Here is a 20,090-nt window from a genome sequence, read left to right as displayed (position 1 = left end):
TAGTGCGGCGATGTTTTGTGAAACATGCTGTTATAGAGATAAATATTGATAATAAGGTTATGACAGAAGCCCAAATAACACCTTCGACAATGGATTTGTCGACAATAAGCTTTTTAACACGCTTTCGTGGTCATGCTTTGATTGAACACGCAACTCAAGTCGTCCATCAAGCAAGTCACTCCGCATTTACAGAGTTGCTAGAGTTAGACAGCACCACTACCATTGCACATACGTTATTTCGAGCTCAATCGAAAGGTTCTGATACACGTCAACATCGTGAACACACTTATTCTATCAGTTCAGAATGGCGTTCAGCACTCGTCAATAGCCCAAGAACCCCATATCATATTTTAGAGCATTCCGATCCGCACCTAGATGAAGACCATTCTGTCGACTTTCTACTTGTGGTACCCATTGCAACACATGCTGATGATATCCTAGGTTTTTTAGTTTCGGGATTCCAAACGAAAGAGGCTATCTCCGAACAAGTGTGCCACTTTCATTCCATCGTCACATCGTTAATTAATGGAACTTTGTGCTATCAAATTCTCAGCGAACGTTCAGAATCTTTAGTCAATCGATTGAGCTACGAAGTGTCACATGACCACTTAACCGGATTAATGAATCGTAACTACCTGACCGATATGTTAGAACGCATGATCGAAGGGTATCGCGAACCTTTTACATTAATCGTGATCGATATTGACCATTTCCAAGAAATAAACGACGTATACGGAAGCTACGTGGGTGATAACGTATTAAAACACATTGCCCAAATCATCCAACAATATGTTCCGGATGAACACTATCGCTTCAGGCTCGCATCAGATGAATTCGCTATTATCACCGAATCGACTGAACCTATGATCATCTGTGATGAAATCCTTAACGAGATTGAAGTGGGCTATACAGTGGCGCCCCACTCTATTACTCTCAATGCCAAAGTTGGCTTTACGACCTTCAATAAAGATATTTTCTCAGCAGAACAATTGATCGCCAATGCGAGTATTGCACTCAATGATTGTAAGCTAAGTCGCAACGAAAAAATCAGATGCTTTGATACACAACTGAGTCAAGCTTATATGAGAAGAGCTCGTATCACTGACTTACTGAGAATTGAGCTCAACAAACCACAGAACGTCAAACAAGAACTCTCCGTGTACATGCAACCTATTGTTAAAAAAGGTCAGTTGGAGTGGAATTATTTTGAAGTTCTAGCCCGTTGGAATAGCCATGAAATGGGACATGTAAGCCCGGTTGAGTTCATTGCAGCAGCGGAAAATTCAGGACTTATGGTCCTGTTGGGTAAACGTATCATAGAGCTTGCTTGCAAAGCGAAACAAGAACTCGAACGTAGCTTGGGTTATAACGTAAAACTGGGTATTAACTGCTCACCAGAACAATTGGACGACCCGCAAGAATACATTCAATTTTTAACAGAAACATTGGCCAAATATCATTACTACCCTGATGAGTTCACCATTGAGTTAACTGAATCGGTATTACTATCGCCAAATACCGATATTGTTTCCCTGCTCGATAAGTTACGCCGTCTTGGTTTTCGAATTGCTTTAGACGATTTTGGCACTGGCTATTCAAGTTTAAATTACATCCATAGCTACCCTATTGATTGCATTAAAATCGATGCCACATTTGTACGTAACTTACTCACCAATCAAACATCTGAAAAAGTGGTGTCACTTATCATTCACTTAGCAAAACTACTCAATGTTGATTTAGTTGCCGAAGGTGTTGAAACAATTCATGAATTGGAAAAATTGTATTCTATGGGATGCGAGAATATTCAAGGGTACTACTTTTCTAAACCTCTACCACCGAGCCAGCTTCTATCAGTGAATAAAATGGCAAATGATAATATCACGTTAAACTAACCTCGAAAGTAAAGGTTCACACCATAAAAAAACCCACCAATGCTTGGTGGGTTTTGTTTGCTTAACTACTGCTATGTTTTGCTTCGGTCGTCGAAGCTAACTCATTTTCTTTATTTTTTAACAGTGTATCTAACTCATCTCGACGCTTAATAAACTGTGGCATATCACGTTTAGGTACCGAATGGGCCATTGGAATTTTCGCCGTCATGGCATTCACAGGGCGACCTTTTATGCGTAATTCGTAATGTAAATGCGGCCCGGTTACACGACCTGTCGAACCTGATAATGCAATTACCTGCCCGCGTTTAACATGTTCACCACGATGAACTAAGAACTTACTCAAGTGCAGATAACGGGTCAGATAGGTACTATCATGACGGATAGAAATATAGTAACCAGCGTAAGGGTGTTTACGAATCATGGTAACAACACCATCTCCAGTCGCGAGCACTGGTGTACCAACTGGACAAGCGAAGTCAGTACCAAAGTGTGGCATGATCTTCCCTGTTACAGGATGCACACGGTGTAAATTAAAAGGTGATGAAATACGGTAACGCTTTTTAGTTGGGTAACGTAAAAAGGCTTTCTGTAAACTTTCCCCGTGACGATCATAAAATTGACCGTCTTTATTCAAATACGCAGCAATCACATTATGGCGGTTAAATATCTTAATCGCTTCGATTTCTCGGTTACCTGAAAGTTCACCATTAACATATTGGCGAGATTGAACAATCTCAAACTTATCACCTGCTCGTAAATCACGGCCAAAATGAATCTTATCTTTTAACAAAGTAACGATTTGATCAATTTCAGTGCTGTTCAATCCAAGTGAATAAGCAGATTGGGAGAAGCTGCCGTTAATCTCTCCAATTAAAGGACGATTTTTCCATACCCCAGGAATCGTGGTTTCTTTATAAGCATAAGAACCATCATCTTGCAGAGAATATTCAACTTTATGTGCAATGTTGAAGACTAACTCCATCTTTTTCACAGCATGATTTTGGTCTGTCGTCCAGAACTGAAGTGTATTACCAGGTTGAAGCGTATCAAGAGCAAGCGCATCTTGATCGGCTTCCATAATTTTTAGCAACTCTTGATAAGTAAAACCGAGATGCGTAAAGATAGAACTCAACGTATCACCAGATTTTATCTGGTATTCATAATCAGGAATATTATGTTGTTTATCTTGTTGTTCGGTTAAAATCGTTTCAACAACTTGGCTCTCAGGAAGGGTAATTTGAACCGTTTGTTCTCTTCCATTTCCATGCAGGGCGGAGGAAAGAATGGCGAGTCCTAATACAGGAAACCCGATGACTGATGCTTTTTGTCGCTTCGACAATTCAGAAAATTTTAGTCGCAGGTTACTTAAATCCACAATCCAACCCGTGTTCACAAATAAAAACTCGCACAAGATTACGGGTTTCTGAGAAAAATGTCACCTAGATGCCGTCAAAGAATGTTCAAAAAAGTCACAACATAGGCTCATTTGTACATATGGCATACAATGAAAGCGCCCACTTACATCACGCAAACAAATAACCCCTACTTAACTTATAGAAAAGTCTAATAGCGGTTATTTTATATCCGCCCAACTAAAGCTATTCATAAGTGGAAACTAAACAGTTTTCCTCACCGTAGCCATTTGGAATATATTGATCAGCTTTCGGATCATTTACCCATTCATGTTCATCAAGTAGATACCGAAATTGGAATTCAGAATCTTTAGGTAATCGAGTCTTAAATTTAAATGTATGTGAACGTGTATTTTTCTTCATGGGCTCTGGATGCCAATCAAGAAAATCAGCCACAATAGCGGCATGAGATGACGATTCTGGTGCTTCAATTTCGAAGGTAACTTCTACTTCATCTTTAGTTTTAAAATAACGCTTGTTAATCATAGCAAACTCCATTTATGTATAGAAAACATCCTACAGGACAAATTTTAAGCAATTTAATTTATATGAACAATATTGTATTTCACATATACCAATATAGATCAGAAATGCACACCTATCCCATTTAAGCGCTCTCGCTCCAAAAGAGCGGATTTCCTCTCATTCATCCACGAATAATATGATGTTCTGCATTGGGTTATTTATACTCAAGTAACAACTTTTGATTAATATCAACTGATCCTAATTATCCTTATTCCGCCTATTTACACGCCTAAGCATAAGCGTAGAATCGCCGCCCTCTCTGTTTATGAATAAGGTAACAAACCATGCTTGCCGTTTATGAATCATACCGAGCTGGGCTCTTAAAAAGAACAAATTGGTTAGCCAACTTAAGTTCCGGTGTCATCGTCGGTGTTGTGGCCCTTCCTTTAGCAATGGCATTTGCAATTGCCTCCGGGGTAAAACCTGAACAAGGCATTTATACGTCTATCTTTGCGGGGATTATTGTATCGCTGATTGGTGGTTCTCGCATACAGATTGCAGGACCGACAGGCGCTTTCATCGTGATTCTCGCGGGCATCGTCAACCAATACGGCATAACAGGCTTACAAATTGCGACTATGATGGCTGGTGCAATATTACTCGTACTTGGCTTCACCAAATTAGGCGGCATTATTCGTTTTATTCCAACCCCTGTCATCATAGGTTTTACCAGTGGTATTGGTGTCATTATTTGGGTGGGTCAATGGCGTGATTTCTTCGGTCTTCCCGCCGTTGAAGGCGAACATTTTCATCAAAAGTTGCTCTTTCTCGTACAGCATTTTTCCAACCTCAATATGGCTACCACCGCACTCGCTTGCTTATGTTTGGTCTTGGTGATTGTCGGCCCTAAAATACCTGGGCTTAAAAAAGTACCGGGGCCACTACTGGCGTTGGTCGTCGCCACGTTCATTCAATATGTCGTCGCCTCACCTGACATTCGCACCATAGGAACGGCATTTGGTGGCATTCCTCAAGGTCTACCGGAGTTTGACGTCCCTAACATATCCCTACCTGAACTCGTGCCACTGATTGGCCCTGCGTTTGCGATTGCCATGCTTGGCGCTATCGAATCATTATTATCTGCGGTAGTAGCAGATGGAATGGCAGGCACAAAACACGATTCAAACCAAGAGCTGATTGGTCAGGGCATTGCCAATATGATCTCGCCTCTATTCGGTGGTATTGCAGCCACCGGAGCGATTGCTCGCACAGCGACTAATATTCGTAATGGTGGTAACAGCCCTATTTCTGGCGTTGTTCACGCCATCACCTTAATTGTGATTTTATTGGTTCTCGCGCCTCTTGCCGTGAACATTCCTTTAGCCGCTTTGAGCGCGATTTTATTTGTTGTGGCTTGGAACATGAGCGAAGCACGCCACTTCTATAAGTTGGTTCGCACAGCGCCCATAGCAGATGTGGTCATTCTCATCACCACATTCTTACTGACTGTGTTTTCAGATTTGGTCGTCGCTGTAAACATTGGCGTTATTATCGCCATTTTGCACTTTGTGCGCCGTATGGCCACCAGCGTCGAAATGAAACAAGATCAATCTAGTGAGTTGGCCAGTGAGTTACAGAAATACGGTCTGACTTTCATGCCAAAAGAGCTGTTTGTATTTGCCGTAGATGGTCCTTTCTTCTTTGGTACTTCAGATCTATTAGAACGCAGTATTACTGAATTGCAATCAGCCCCCCAAACCATTTTAATTCGTTTGAAATGGGTACCATTTATGGATATCACAGGCCTACAGGCACTAGAAAAAATGATTCTAACAATGCATCAACAAGGCATCTCTATATGTATTTCTGGTGCCAACGAAAGAGTGAACCACAAACTGCATCGCGCTGGCATCATACACCTGATTGGTGAACACCATTATTTTCAAGATGTATCTCAGGCGTTTTCTCAACTGTTATACCCAAATGACCTCAAGATGTAGGGGTCAGAGCTTGATCAACGAGCCTAGGTCAAGCTCAATCACGGCAGGAATGGTCATTCCTTTTCTGCGTGATTGAGCTCAGAAATAGGTTTGTTGATGAACTCCCAGAGGGCGATTCACTGTATCAATAACGCTACTTACGGATTAAGTAGCGTTATTTACACCACATAAAAAACCGCCACTTCAGGCACCCTTCCCCCGTCACAACTAGAAGTAATCGATTGCATAAATACGCCAATCTATTTCAGTATGAAATAACGCTAGGCTCTATGAATAAAGTTTAACTCAGAGTATTAGTTTGAATAGTTAAAGTTGAATGGTGAATAGTATTGCATCATAAAACAAAGTTGGATATCCTTGCCGCCCGATTAAATACGGACATTAAGTGAATGAATATTCCAGGGAGGAAATAAAACAATAGTCACATGAGATAAACGATGCAGAACAACGCCCAAGCTTTAGATACCCCAGAGACTAAACATAGTCCTGCTACCATTTGGCGCTTTTTGATCCCCTCTATTATTGGGATCTTGCTATTTATGGCTCCTATCCAAGACCAAGGCTCTTACACCATTCCGGTCGCAATGTTAGCCCAATCTCTAAAATCCCTGTTAGGTGATTTACTCATACCAATGATTACGATCATCGTGAGTTTTATGGCCGGGGCTTCACTTTTAGTTAAACTTGTCCAACCTCAAAGTATTGTTAATCGACCTTTCCTTAATGGCCTATTTAACCCATCGTGGATTTGGCTAGTAGTGCGCTTATTTGGCGGCGCTGCTGTCATTATGACGTTTTACCATGTGGGGCCGGAAATGGTATGGGAAGAAAACACCGGTGGGCTGGTTCTTTCCGACCTACTACCGACTCTCTTTTCCGTGTTCATTTTTGCCGGTCTTTTACTTCCATTACTGCTTAATTTTGGTCTTCTTGAACTTTTTGGCAGCTTACTAAGCAAAATCATGCGTCCAGTATTCAACCTACCAGGCCGCAGTGCTATTGACTGTATGGCATCGTGGTTAGGCGATGGCAGTGTGGGCATTTTGCTGACCAGTAAACAGTATGAAGAGAAGTTTTACACCCAACGTGAAGCAGCGGTTGTTGCCACCACCTTCTCTGCTGTTTCTATCACATTCAGCCTAGTGGTGATTGCTCAAGTTGGCTTGGAACAGATGTTCTTGCCTTTCTATGGTTCCATTTGCCTTGCTGGGGTTGTGGCTGCGGTTATCATTCCACGTTTACCTCCTTTACGTTGGAAAAAAGATACCTACATTGATGGCACTCAACCACATCCAGATGCAGATGCCATACCTGTCGGTGAAACCGCGTTTTCTTGGGGTCTAAAACTGGCGTTAAATAAGGCATCGAAAGCCAATTCGCCAAGCAAAATATTTGCAGAAGGTATCCAGAACGCAATTGATATGGTATTTGGCGTTTTGCCCGTGGTGATGGGGCTAGGAACAGCTGCATTGATGATTGCAGAGCACACCTCTGTGTTCTCTATTCTTGGCCAGCCATTTATCCCATATCTTAAACTACTGGGCGTGCCAGAAGCGGTCGAAGCCTCGCGTACGATTGTGGTTGGCTTTGCCGATATGTTTATTCCGGCTATCTTAGCCACATCAATCCATAGTGAAATGACGCGCTTTATTGTGGCTGCAATGTCCGTCACTCAGCTCATTTATATGTCGGAAGTTGGCGCTCTGATGCTCGGAAGTAAGATCCCAGTCAACATCTTCGAGCTGTTCTTTATCTTTATTGTACGCACATTGATTACACTGCCAGTGATTGTGTTAATGGCGCACTTCTTGTTCTAACTGGACATATATACCCAAGTAACCTCAAGATGCTGTTTCAGCGAGAATGTATTCGCTTTTAGGCAAGGCACTGATTTGAAGACATAGTCATTCTACGTTGAAAATCAGTAACACAGCCTAGGAGCGAATAAAACTCGCCCTTTGGGAGCTCATCAACAAACCTATTTCTGCGCTCAATCACGTTGAAAAGGAATGACCATTCCTACCGAGATTGAGCTTGACCTAGGCTCGTTGATGAAGCTCTGAATCCTGCATCTTGAGGTCATTTGGGTATAGTCAGATAAAAACAAAAACCGCCAAATCTATATGATTTGGCGGTTTTTTAATGCTTGTGACCATCTACTAATTCGATGACAACGACATCGATAAAATATGCGATTGGCTAGAAAACCCGAGTTGCTGATAAAACCGTTGCGCGGTTTGATTAAACGCCATCACTTCTAATCTGATTTCACTGGCTCCCTGTTGTTCACACCATTGTTGGCACGCTGCAAATAACGCCTGTCCAATACCACAATGTTGAAATTCATCATCTACGACTATGGTATCGATGCGAGCAACCAAATGTGTAGTTAGAAATGGCACACTTTCGTTACGAGTGAGGCGTGCAATCACATAACCTGCTGCTTGGTTACCTAGTTTTGCTATCCAGATTTCACTATCACTATGATCCAATATATTTTGCATATATTGGGTTATCTGCTCCGAACTAGGTATCACAAATACATTTGGTGCATGTTGAGCATGCTGCTGACAAATTTGCTTATTGAGCAAGCATAACGCCGACAGATCGCCTTGCTGAGCTTTTTCAACCTGAATGTTCATGCTGCGTTGATTCACTTAATCATCCCTATTTTTTGCCACTATGGCACCCAAAAATAAAAGGCCAGCCCGAGGGATGACCTTGTATTCGATTTGCGATTTAGTTTTGCGACGCCTGCTCTAACTCCAAATCATCAAGCTCTTGATGCTTGATAGTCGCTTCAAACGCTTTCAAACGTTTATGAATGGATAACAACTCAACAATCGTCGTCCAAGAATTCACTAAGTATTGGAAAGAGTTTTCAACTTGATGGAACGCATTGAGGATACGCTGCATGATCCCCAAAGAGAATGCGCCAGCAACAATCGAAGGTGCCAATGCAATCAAAGGAATAAACTGGCCGATTTGTAGGTAGCCATAACGAACCACATTAAAGTAAACGTAATGAAGATACAGTTTAAAATAATTGTGGCGAACATTACTAAATAGCTCACCTAACTTAACAGGTTCGGCGCGATTTTCATCATCTTCACCAAAAACCAGCTCTTTACGATAAGCTGCTTCTACACGCTGGTTTTTAAATTCTAATCCCGGCAGTTTGACCCCTGCCACTGCGAGCAGCAAAGTCCCGAAGATCGACCAAATAATGGCTACAAAGACTAACCCTTGCGACACTTCACCAATCAAAGGTAACGTTTTAACGTAACTTGAGAGATTCCATAAAATCGGTAAGAACGCGATTAAGGTCATGATGGAGTTTAAGAAACTCACACCTAAGTTTTCCATAATTGAAGCAAAACGCATGGTATCTTCTTGGATACGCTGTGACGCCCCTTCAATATGACGCACTTTTTGCCATTTAGACGTATAGTATTCCGTCATAGCCGTACGCCAACGGAACACGTAATGACTAACAAAAAAGGCATTACACACAGCAACGGTAATTGCGACCATCAAAATGACAGCCACCGTGACTAACTCACCATAAAATTGCGATAACGTAATGCTGTCTGGTTTTGCTAACGCTTTTTGAATGAGATTATAAAAATCCCCATACCATTCATTAAGCAACACACTCACTTCTACTTGGAACCAAGTAATAAAGACGATGAGCGCCGAACCAAGTACAGACCATTTGGCCCATTTATGATGGCTAAACTTCATCCATACGAATAAAAACAACGCATAACACACTGCCATATACTGGTAAAGCCAAGCCATTCCTGCGTGTTCTAGATTAGTTTTATAAGCGGCTTGAATAGCGGCAGTGGGCTTGTCGCCTAGAGGAGCAGGATAACCATAACCAAATACACTACCAAGGCTTAAGTGCTGACCCAGCCCTTGTACAAACATGTACCAAGCAATAACACACGCTAACGCCCAAAGAGCAAAGCTAGAAAAGAACAGTTTTGGTTTTGGAAAAAAGGATTCAAACACAGTATTTATCTCTTGTCCGTGAACAGTTGTATTCCAGTAAGTTAAAAGAGGGATATCCCCAAACCCATTAAATAATTTGGCTATATCACTTAATTTACCTTGAGTTGACCGTAACTCAATGATTATTTTGACCAGAGTAACAGGTCAAAATTCCATAATGCAAAGAAAAAAGCCCCTCTAAGAGAGGGGCAAATTTACCATCGCTTTATAGTTATAATCTTATATGAATTTGATTCATTCATAACTTAAAATTTGAAAAAAATTATCATTCTCACTAATTATTTATTTCATCTCACCGCGCAATCACCTAAAGCGAGCATCTATTAACCGAAATCGCCATTCACGTAGCCACGGGTACGGTCATCTTTTGGCGCACCAAAAATTTGTTCAGTATCACCATGCTCGACGAGTTCTCCCATTAAGAAAAAGGCCGTGCGATCAGAAATACGGCGTGCTTGCTGCATCGAGTGAGTCACAATGACGATGGTGTAATTTTTCTTTAACTCTTCCATTAAGTCTTCAATTTTATTGGTTGCGATGGGATCGAGCGCCGATGTCGGCTCATCCATCAAAATCACATCAGGCTCCATCGCTATGGTACGCGCAATACAAAGACGCTGCTGCTGACCTCCCGATAATCCAAACGCCGGAGACTTTAAGCGGTCTTTCACTTCATCCCACAAGGCGGCACCTCTAAGCGAGCGCTCAACCACTTGGTTAATATATTTCTTATCTTTAATACCTTGTGCGCGCAGACCATAAGCAACATTTTCATAAATGCTCATTGGAAATGGATTGGCTTTTTGGAACACCATCCCAACTTTAATTCGTAACCCCGCCACGTCGATATCACCATAAATGTCTTCTCCATCCAGTGTGACAGTGCCCTTAATCGTCACCCCTTCAATCAGATCATTCATACGGTTTAAACAACGCAATAACGTTGATTTACCACAACCTGACGGGCCAATAAGGGCCGTCACTTGCTGAGTGGGAATATGGAGATTAATCGACTTTAATGCCTGATTATCACCATAAAATAGATCCAGTTTTTCAATATTAAATTTATTCATAAATGAGTCTCAAAATTCGGTTCTATGTGCTGAAATCAGTAGTTGGCCGTATTAAAGCGGCTAGCAATGAACTTAGTAATAATATTAATGATCAACACAACAACAATCAGTACCGTCGCTGTCCCATAGGCCTGATTCCACTCGTCCACGGTGAATAATTCAGTTGTCAGCTTGTACAAATGCACGGTTAACGTTCGACCAGAGTCCATCAAAGAGTCAGGAATACGAGCCACCATACCTGCCGTTAAAAATACAGGTGCCGATTCACCGACAACACGGCCGATACTCAGAATAACGGACGTCAGAATTCCCGGCATCGCACTCGGTAGAATAAGACGCCAAATAGTATAGATTTTTGATGCACCGAGCCCATAAGAGCCCTCTCGGTAAGTTTGTGGAACAGCCATCAAAGCTTCTTCGGTTGTGCGAATGATCACAGGAAGAATCAGAATACTCAGTGTTAACGCCCCAGACAAAATTGAAAAGCCAAACCCCATAATGACGACAAAAAATGTCATACCAAATAGACCAAAAATGATTGATGGAATACCAGCAAGTGATTCGGTACAAAAACGGATGACCTTAACTAAACGACTGCCAATTTTTGCATATTCTGTTAGATAAATAGCCGTCATGATCCCCAGTGGTGCCGCGACAGCAATCGAGGCGATCACCATGTAAATCGTAGAAACGATCATGGGGAAAATACCATGCTCGTCACCCGTTCTGGTGTAATTATCCGTAATGAAGTGCCAATCCACAAATCGCATGCCATTAGATAATATGTACCAGATAATCCAGAACAAAAACCCGACAGTTAATGCCGCTGACAACCAAATTAAGCCATTAAGCAGGGCATCTTTGTTTTGGCGAGCACGTTTCAGTTTTACACGATCCATAGTTTCTACCTCGCCTTCTCACGATTTAAATACAGTAGCGCGCCGTTCAGCATCATAATAAAGACCAATAGCACCACCCCTGTCGCGTAGAGAGCATTAGCATGAACACCACTGGCATATGACATTTCAATGGCAATATTCGCAGTAAGAGTACGCGCAGAATCTAGAATACCTTGCGGCATGGCTGGCGCGTTGCCCATCACCATTATAATCGCCATCGTTTCACCTAAAGCTCGCCCGATACCCAAAATGACGGCGGTCATAATCCCAGAGCGAGCGGCGGGAACCAATAACTTGAAGATAGTGTAAATTTTTGAGGCACCGAGTGCATATGAACCTTCACGATATGAGGCAGGAACAGCGCGAATAGAGGTTTCAGATACTGTAATTACCGTCGGTAAGATCATGACTCCAAGCACGATAATCCCAGCCAAGATGGTATTACCTGCTGGTACATCGAATACTTGTTGAATCAGGGGAACAATAATAACCAAACCAAAGAAGCCATAAACCACCGACGGAATCCCCGCCAGCAACTCAACCGCAGGGCGAATCAAATCAGCCAAACGCTTAGGCGCAATTTCGGCAATAAAAACAGCGGTTAGCACCCCTATCGGCACTCCAACAATAACCGCCCCCAGCGTTGATGCTACCGATGCGACAATCATAGTAGCCACACCATACAAAGCAGGAGGTAACCACTCTTGACCAAGAACAATGCCAGAGACACCTACGGCCTGAAATGCCGGTAAGCTTTCACGCACAATGAAGTAAGCAATGATCGCTAAAGACACGATCCCAATAACCGCACTGGTAAGAAACAATCCATGAAACAGACGCTCTTTCCAATCAATGCGCTTTTTGGCTTTTAAACCAGGTTGAGATGATTGAGCTTTATCAATACTCATAAACGTTCACTATATTTACGATGGTCAGTCTCATTGAAATGCCTAGTGGCCTTAACCTAATCACACGGGAGAACGTTAAGTGATCATTCAATGAGAATAAAAGGCTCGGCCCAAATGAGGCCGAGCAAAATTTAAATAAAGCACTTAGTGGATATCAATGTATCCATGGTCTTTGACGATAGCTTGGGCTTGATGGCCAAGCATCCAATCGAGAAACTTCTTAGTTTCGGGTGTTGGTTTGTCCTTTTTATAAAGGACTAAGAATGGACGGGCGACCTGATAACTGCCATTTTTCACATTCTCAACGGTAGCGGATACACCATTAACATCCAGTGGGTGCACGGTATTATCCACCGTACCTAATGAAATATAGCCGACAGCATAAGGGTTCGATGCCACCATGGTTTTCAACCCACCATTCCCATTAGCAACCTGTGCTCGTTGAGAAATGGCTGAAACGGTCATACCATTCACTTTACGCTTTAAAGACATAATGTCTTCGAATGCACCTCGAGTCCCAGAAGCCGTATCACGAGTAATCACCACGATCGGTTTACTTTCTCCGCCCACTTGCTTCCAGTTAGTAATTTTGCCTTTATAAATCTCTGTCACCTGCTCTTTAGTCAGCCCATTCACTTTATTACTGGGATGAACGACGACAGCAATACCATCGCGAGCGATGGTCTCTTCTACCAAGGCAGGTTCCTCTTCAGAAGCTTTTAAACTGCGAGAAGACATGCCGATATCCGCACTTTCATTCTTTGCCGCTTTAATACCAGCAGACGAACCAGGCCCTTGGACTTCAATAAACACACCGGGGTTAGTTTTCATATAGGTTTCAGCGAAGTACTCCATTAACGGAGTCACACTGCTTGAGCCCACTACAGAGATAGTTTCATTTGCCGAAGCTGGGTTAAAAGCTAAAGCACCTAACAAAGCAATGGCACCAAATACAGTTTTTTTCATCACATGTTTCCTTTAAGGGGTTATACCGAGTATAGGTCAACGAGGTCAAATTTATGGATGAATTGTGACAGTTATGTTTCAGTTACTTGAACACTATGTGACAGAAAGAAAACTTACCACGTCATGCTCATAACGCTCGTAGTTCTATGAAATTTTCGTAATGACTAGTAAAAGTTTAGGAGAATGATTCACGATGCGCAGGAAAAAAATGACTTTAAATTAATGATTTATATAAAATCACAACCAACTAATTTTATTGCAATTTTTCTTTATAACTAAAAATAAATAAGGATTGAATTCTTATTAGGAATCGTTATTATCTGTCTCAAATAATATAATTCATTCATTTTTGTTACATTTTTTTTCAGCTTTATTTAAAAGGACCATAGTATGCGCCAATTACTCAGTAACTTGTCGATCAAGTTACAGGTTGTGATACCGGTAATAATTACCATGCTGTTATTAATAGCGGGTATTACCTACAGTACATCGACGCTTAAATCAGCATTTGATGAAACCTCTAACTCCACTCAGAAGCTTATTCAACATAAAGAAGAAGTTATAAATATCATCGATAATACTTACGGTATGCGCATTAAAGCCATATACAGTTTGTTCAGACCCGAAGATGTTGCTGAATTAAAAGCTTTATTATTAAGTAAACAAGAAAAGAACAAGCAAGAGCTCGCTCGCTTAAGCGATGTACCAGAACTTCATGATGAAATAACGCAATTAGATCAGGCGATGAATTATTACGTTAATTATTCAATTAACACGATGATTCCACTTTTACATGAGAGGCATCAACAAAATTCAACCTCTACTCAATTTGATCAGAAGTATGATGATGCAAGCGCTGCCTATCGAGACGCCGGAGCAAAGATGGTCGCTGCAATTAATCATCTTTCAAAAACATTAAATACTCTCGCCATTGCTGACATTAAAAAGAATGAAGACATCCACTCTTCAGTGATCAATAACTCAACGATTGGCTTGATCGTCATTCTTGTTTTAGCGGCTATTGCTAGCTGGATTCTCGCTGAAATCATTGTTAAACCGATCCGACATCTACGCGAAGTCATGCGTGATGTAGCATCTGGCGATTTAAAAGTAAAAGCAAAAGTAGATGGTAATAATGAAGTAACAGCTTTAGCGCGTGATATTAATGGCACTGTCGAACAGTTACGCTCAACCGTCGGTGCTTTAGTACGTATTAGTGTCGATGTTGCCTCTGCGTCTACAGAACTTGCTGCTGTAATGACCCAATCGTCTGTCAATTCAGACCAAGAGAAACAAGAAGTTGAACAAGTGGCCTCTGCGGTTAACCAACTAGAAAGTGCGGCCCAAACCGTAACAGATAATGCCCATCATGCAGATCAAGCTGCTCAAGATGCAAAACAGTTAGCCACCAATAGTTTAACTATGTTTGCCACCAGTAGTCGTGCGAATGACAAAATGGTCAGTCAACTAGGTCATGCCGCCGATGTCGTTAGCAGTTTAAAAGCTCAGTCAGAGAAAATTGGCCAAGTCATTGAAGTGATTCAAGGTATTTCGGAACAAACGAATTTGTTAGCGCTCAACGCTGCTATTGAAGCCGCCCGAGCCGGTGAAAGTGGCCGAGGGTTTGCTGTCGTTGCGGATGAAGTACGCATGTTAGCCGCTCGAACCCAAGAATCGACAAAAGAAATTCAAGCTATTATTGAAGAGCTCCAATCACAATCAGGTTCTGCTAATGATCAAGTGCTATCTAGCTTAGAGACACTGCATGAGAACCAAAGTTTAGCCGAACAACTGAGCCAAGCACTGAATAACATTAATCAATCAATTACCCAGCTCAGTGAAATGAATACTCAAGTTGCAAGCGCCTCGGAAGAACAGAATCAAGTAACAAGCGATATCAACAAAAACCTAGCGAATATCTATGAGCTGGTGAGTCAAAACGTTACGGGCATTACTCAGTCAGCCGCGGCAAGCCAAGAGCTATCGAACTTAGCTGAGACACAAAAACAAGAACTCGGTTACTTCAAGGTTTAACAGACTGTAAAGCGAATTTGTTTTAGTTCTTAAAAAATGACAAAAGGCAGCGAGACGCTGCCTTTTGTTTTACTTAAACGAGATGATTATTCGTCATCGACTTTAGGTGCTGTTTTTTTCCGTGGAATAAATACACTATCGCCCACTGCAACATTCTTATAATAACTCTCATCACGTTTAGCTGGTTTCTTCGCAGATTGCTTAACTTTAGGTTTCGCAGGACCTTTGTTCCCTTGATTTCCTTTATTAACGGGTTTGCGTGGCTTCAAGCCTTTGAATTTACCTTCTAAACCCTCTAACACATCAAAGTTAAGATCTTGACGCAAATAACGTTCAACACGTTTAAAGCTATCCCAGTCTTTAGGTCCAACAAAAGAAACCGCATCCCCTTTGTTACCCGCTCGGCCGGTACGCCCTACACGATGCACATACTCTTCTGTATGTTTTGGCATATCAAAGTTGATGACATGCGTCACCGTTGAAATATCTAAGCCGCGTGATGCAACATCGGTCGTGACCAAAATTTTAAATACCGCCCGTTCAAATTGACTCATGATGGTATTACGCTGCGCTTGATTGAGGCTACCGCTTAACGCGACCGCTTTCAGTTTGCGCTCATTCAACTTTTCAGTCAGTCGTTCTGTATCAGCGCGAGTCGCAGTGAAAATAATCACCTGACGATAATCTTCTTGCTCTAGGATACGATCCAATAACGCTTCTTTATGGTCGAGGTGGTCACATAGATAAAAACGTTGCGTAATATCTTTATGTTGCTCATTAGAGACACCAATCGAAATGCTACGTGGTTCATTAAGCATTTCCGCAGCGATATCGTTAACTTGGTCGTGATCTAACGTCGCAGAGAACAACAAGGTTTGACGGCGACGGTGTTTAGCCGCTTTATGAATACGACGTAGCTGAGGCGCAAAACCTAAATCCAGCATACGGTCAGCTTCGTCGAGTACCAACGTTTCTAAACCATCTAAGAATACGGAACGATGATCAAGGTGATCAGCTAGACGACCAGGCGTAGCCACAATGAAACGAGGGTAACGGCGTAATGCTTTCACTTGGTCATTAAAGTTTTCCCCACCAGTAATTAATACCGCATTGTAGGATAAACCACTTAACGTTGAACGCAGTTCGCTATACACCTGCTTGGCCAACTCTCGCGTTGGTACCAAAATAACGCCTCGCGGATCCTTTGCAGAGAACGCTTTTGTTTTGAGCGATTTATGTAACATTGGAAGTAAGAAAGCCAATGTTTTACCAGATCCGGTTTTCGAAGACGCAAGCAAGTCTTTCCCTGCAATCGCATACGGGATAGCTTGTTGTTGGATTTCAGTTGCCTTTTTGAAATCGTAGTGCGCAAGTGTCTTCAATAATCGGTTATCTAAGCCTAAATCTTTAAACTGCAAAGGATTCTCCAAATACAAAATTCCACCAATTTAGGAGGTGGAAAGGGGTTTAACTTTAAAACTGCGTATACTACCGCGAAACGCTAGTTTAAGGATAGTGAAGATAAAAAATATTCGGTAGGAAAAACTCAAGATGATCAATCCAAGCTATTCTCACGATTTGTTACAGATGATGTTAACTTCATCGACAATTCTGCATTTTAGTCTTGAATTTTTTGGGTTATTTTTACTAAATCATTAGAAATACTGATTATACTGAAAAAGCTACTATATTGAGATTTATAAAAATATAGAGCGTCAATTTGATACAAACTATCTATCAAGGAGTTCGATATGAACAAGATTTTACTGGCTGCTGCGGCATCTTCAGTGTTATTACTGGCTGGGTGCGCCTCAGGTCCAGATTCAGCAACGTCAGACAAACTTGATGACTTAAGTAATCAAGTTAGCCAATTGAATGATGAAGTGGCTTCACTTAAAAGTGAAAATGCGGCACTGGCTTCTAAAGCGAACCAAGCAGCTGACGCAGCAACAGCCGCTCAGGAAGAAGCCGCTCGTGCAAATGAACGTATTGATAACATTGCACAGTCTTATACTAAATAAGACATTTGCTATATGACATAAAAAGAGACAGTTTTCTGTCTCTTTTTAGTATCTATTCTAGCTTCCTTCCGCAACTTGAACCGGAACACCATTTTGTGCAGTAATGACGGCCTGCGCTTTTGCTGCTGATATTCCATATTCATCTAGCCACCACTTTAACTCTATTGGCATCGTCAGACGTTTTTTCACACCATCGCTACGCGTTAAAGGTTCATGAGCCTCCATATAAACACTACGATCAGGCTCGAGTGTTGTTTTAATCGGATCATTAATAACTTTTACCTTTAGACCGGTATGCACATGATGAAATAGCCAATCAATATTTTCTGGCTCCATGCGTATACAGCCTGAGCTTACGCGCAAACCAATACCAAAATCTTTATTAGTGCCGTGAATTAGATAATCGCCAGCACCATAAGCCAAACGCAACGCATAATCCCCCAGCGGGTTATCGGGGCCGGCAGGCACCACTTTCGGTAACTCCACCCCTTTTTGGGCATATTCTTCGCGAATGGATTGCGGTGGGGTCCAAGTGGGATGGGGGCGTTTTTGGCTGATCTTTGTCTCCATAACTGGCGTATCTCGCCCAATGCGCCCAATGCCAACAGGGAAGATATGGACTACATGCTTTTTAGGCTCAAAATAATATAGACGTAATTCAGCTAAATTGACGACGATGCCTTGGTAAGGGACATCAGGCAAGATGATTTGCGATGGAATTGTTAATACGTAACCTTCTTGAGGCAAGAACGGGTCAACCCCTTTGTTTGCCGCCATTAGCGCAAGAAAACCGACATCATATTGTTTGGCAATTTGCGCCATGGTTTCGTGTTTTTTCACCTCATGGTACTGAATACTACCAACCATACGGCTACCTTTAACGGGAAACGAATACGTGGCAGCCCACACAGAACTCACGTAAGTACACGCGACAAGACATCCCACTATTAACCAGTTACGCAACATTAAGTCAATTTCCCTTAGCCTGTTTATACAGACTTAAGGTTACTTCTCTTTCCGCTTTATGATCAACTATCGGTTGGGGATAAGATAACGCTTGGTGATTAGGTGCTTTCCAAGGTTGGTGAATAGATTTGTTATCTAACGACGCCAGTTCGGGAATCCATTGACGAATAAACTCTCCATTAGGGTCAAAACGCTCACTCTGACTCACTGGGTTGAAGATGCGAAAGTACGGTTGGCCATCACATCCAGTAGAAGCACACCACTGCCAGCCACCATTATTTGCTGCGTAATCACCATCAATCAGATGTTGCATAAAGTACCGTTCTCCAGCACGCCAATCCAGATGTAGGTCTTTAGTCAAAAAACTGGCAACAACCATTCTTAAACGGTTATGCATCCAACCGGTAGCATTAAGTTGTCGCATCGCAGCGTCAACAATCGGAAATCCAGTCTGACCTTCACACCAAGCCTGAAACGCAGTATCGCTATTATGCCAAACGAGATTGGCTCCCCAATGATGAAAATCTTTTGCTCTCGATAACTTAGGTTCAAAGTGTAAAAGGTGCTGGTAAAATTCACGCCATACCAATTCACTTAACCAGGTTTCAGCTCCATCCGATAAAAATCCAACCTCACTTTCTGCAAAAAGCCGTGCCATACATTGGCGAGCGGAGAGAGCCCCAATGGCGAGATAAGGTGATAGCTGGCTAGTACTATCAAGAGCTGGGAAATCTCGCTCCTGATTATAACGAAAGGCTTTATCACGACAAAAAGCTCGTAATGCTTGGCGAATTGCATCAAAGTGAACAGGCCATTGCTCACTTGATTTTCTTGGATAATCAAAGGGCTGATCTGTAGACCATACGAATCGCTGCCACATACTTTTTTCTTGAGCCACAGAGCATTGAACCGGCAAGATTTTCTCAATCACTGGCCGCGACATCTTTTGCATCCAAGCCCGCTTGAAGGGAGTGAACACTTTAAAATAAGTACCTTGTTTGCTTAAGACACTTCCTGGCTTTTGCACGCACTTATCATCAAACCAAGTGGATTCAATCCCTATTTTTGCCAGTGCAGCTTCTGCGTGCTGGTCACGTAAAACTTCATTGATTTCATAATCTTTATTACCCAGAACATGAGTAGCACCCACACCTTTAGCAAATTCAACCACGGCCTCTATCGACGCTGAAAAATCATCGACTTGTCGATAACACAAAGGAATATTAAGTGCCGATAATTCCTTTTGCAGCTCAGTTAAACGGCGATAAATGAAATCCGCTTGAATAGGGGCCATATCATGGCTTGCCCACTGTTTAGGAGTAGCGATGAACAACGCAAGCACAGGTTCACCGCTTGCAACGGCACAATGTAAGGCTTGATTATCAACCGCACGCAAATCTCTTCTAAACCATACGAGCTTCATGATCAGATCCTTAT

Annotated in this window: 16 protein-coding genes; 5 read left to right on the top strand and 11 right to left on the bottom strand. The window is 42.1% G+C overall.

What is annotated here, in order from left to right; genetic code table 11:
- Positions 1-59 precede the first annotated feature (59 nt).
- Positions 60-1,892 carry a putative bifunctional diguanylate cyclase/phosphodiesterase gene (locus I1A42_RS23750; RefSeq protein WP_230389743.1) on the top strand — a complete coding sequence of 611 codons (1,833 nt, stop codon included), beginning with the start codon at positions 60-62 and terminating at the stop codon, positions 1,890-1,892.
- 61 nt (positions 1,893-1,953) lie between these two features.
- Here I1A42_RS23750 and I1A42_RS23745 read toward each other — a convergent pair whose 3' ends face one another.
- Together I1A42_RS23745 and I1A42_RS23740 are read right to left on the bottom strand one after the other, a co-directional pair.
- Positions 1,954-3,267, bottom strand: a complete 1,314-nt coding sequence (locus I1A42_RS23745; protein ID WP_161157929.1) for a peptidoglycan DD-metalloendopeptidase family protein — start codon at positions 3,265-3,267, stop codon at positions 1,954-1,956.
- A 223-nt stretch (positions 3,268-3,490) separates the two neighbouring features.
- Positions 3,491-3,790: an isoamylase early set domain-containing protein gene (locus tag I1A42_RS23740; RefSeq protein WP_161157930.1), complete on the bottom strand. Its 300-nt coding sequence runs from the start codon at positions 3,788-3,790 to the stop codon at positions 3,491-3,493.
- 323 nt (positions 3,791-4,113) lie between these two features.
- Here I1A42_RS23740 and I1A42_RS23735 point away from each other — a divergent pair, with 323 nt between their 5' ends.
- Positions 4,114-5,769, top strand: a complete 1,656-nt coding sequence (locus I1A42_RS23735) for a SulP family inorganic anion transporter (RefSeq protein WP_196125435.1) — start codon at positions 4,114-4,116, stop codon at positions 5,767-5,769.
- A 437-nt stretch (positions 5,770-6,206) separates the two neighbouring features.
- Complete coding sequence (locus I1A42_RS23730) at positions 6,207-7,586, top strand: YjiH family protein (RefSeq protein WP_196125433.1); 1,380 nt, start codon at positions 6,207-6,209, stop codon at positions 7,584-7,586.
- 342 nt (positions 7,587-7,928) lie between these two features.
- On the opposite strand, the gene I1A42_RS23725 is transcribed toward I1A42_RS23730, so the two are convergent.
- The 6 genes from I1A42_RS23725 to I1A42_RS23700 form a co-directional block, all read right to left on the bottom strand.
- The gene (locus tag I1A42_RS23725; protein WP_161157933.1) at positions 7,929-8,426 is read right to left on the bottom strand and encodes a GNAT family N-acetyltransferase; all 498 of its coding nucleotides are present in this window, start codon (positions 8,424-8,426) and stop codon (positions 7,929-7,931) included.
- Positions 8,427-8,508: 82 nt separating this feature from the next.
- Positions 8,509-9,786 (bottom strand): peptide antibiotic transporter SbmA, encoded by a 1,278-nt coding sequence (sbmA, locus tag I1A42_RS23720; protein WP_161157934.1) that lies wholly within the window; start codon positions 9,784-9,786, stop codon positions 8,509-8,511.
- A 323-nt stretch (positions 9,787-10,109) separates the two neighbouring features.
- Entirely contained in the window at positions 10,110-10,859 is a 750-nt protein-coding gene (gene pstB, locus I1A42_RS23715; RefSeq protein WP_161157935.1) for a phosphate ABC transporter ATP-binding protein PstB, read from the bottom strand.
- A gap of 35 nt (positions 10,860-10,894) precedes the next feature.
- On the bottom strand, positions 10,895-11,758 hold the full coding sequence (gene pstA / locus I1A42_RS23710) for a phosphate ABC transporter permease PstA (protein WP_196125431.1): 864 nt from the start codon (positions 11,756-11,758) through the stop codon (positions 10,895-10,897).
- Positions 11,759-11,763: 5 nt separating this feature from the next.
- Positions 11,764-12,666: a phosphate ABC transporter permease subunit PstC gene (gene pstC / locus I1A42_RS23705; protein WP_196125429.1), complete on the bottom strand. Its 903-nt coding sequence runs from the start codon at positions 12,664-12,666 to the stop codon at positions 11,764-11,766.
- A gap of 144 nt (positions 12,667-12,810) precedes the next feature.
- Positions 12,811-13,632: a phosphate ABC transporter substrate-binding protein gene (locus I1A42_RS23700; RefSeq protein ID WP_196125426.1), complete on the bottom strand. Its 822-nt coding sequence runs from the start codon at positions 13,630-13,632 to the stop codon at positions 12,811-12,813.
- A gap of 390 nt (positions 13,633-14,022) precedes the next feature.
- Here I1A42_RS23700 and I1A42_RS23695 point away from each other — a divergent pair, with 390 nt between their 5' ends.
- Complete coding sequence (locus I1A42_RS23695; protein ID WP_196125424.1) at positions 14,023-15,666, top strand: methyl-accepting chemotaxis protein; 1,644 nt, start codon at positions 14,023-14,025, stop codon at positions 15,664-15,666.
- A gap of 86 nt (positions 15,667-15,752) precedes the next feature.
- Here the strand turns inward: I1A42_RS23695 and I1A42_RS23690 are convergent, their stop codons facing one another.
- The gene (locus tag I1A42_RS23690; protein WP_196125422.1) at positions 15,753-17,096 is read right to left on the bottom strand and encodes a DEAD/DEAH box helicase; all 1,344 of its coding nucleotides are present in this window, start codon (positions 17,094-17,096) and stop codon (positions 15,753-15,755) included.
- 321 nt (positions 17,097-17,417) lie between these two features.
- Here I1A42_RS23690 and I1A42_RS23685 point away from each other — a divergent pair, with 321 nt between their 5' ends.
- Positions 17,418-17,687, top strand: a complete 270-nt coding sequence (locus I1A42_RS23685) for an Lpp/OprI family alanine-zipper lipoprotein (RefSeq protein ID WP_161157084.1) — start codon at positions 17,418-17,420, stop codon at positions 17,685-17,687.
- Between the two features lie 57 nt (positions 17,688-17,744).
- Here the strand turns inward: I1A42_RS23685 and I1A42_RS23680 are convergent, their stop codons facing one another.
- Entirely contained in the window at positions 17,745-18,653 is a 909-nt protein-coding gene (locus I1A42_RS23680; protein WP_196125420.1) for a L,D-transpeptidase family protein, read from the bottom strand.
- A 4-nt stretch (positions 18,654-18,657) separates the two neighbouring features.
- On the bottom strand, positions 18,658-20,076 hold the full coding sequence (phrB, locus tag I1A42_RS23675; protein ID WP_196125418.1) for a deoxyribodipyrimidine photo-lyase: 1,419 nt from the start codon (positions 20,074-20,076) through the stop codon (positions 18,658-18,660).
- Between the last annotated feature and the right edge of the window lie 14 nt (positions 20,077-20,090).

The sequence above is a fragment of the Vibrio nitrifigilis genome (genome assembly GCF_015686695.1).
GTDB classification, from domain to species: Bacteria; Pseudomonadota; Gammaproteobacteria; order Enterobacterales; family Vibrionaceae; genus Vibrio; species Vibrio nitrifigilis.
The sequence above is the reverse complement of the archived record's forward strand: the minus strand, read 5'-3'. Positions and strand labels throughout refer to the sequence as shown.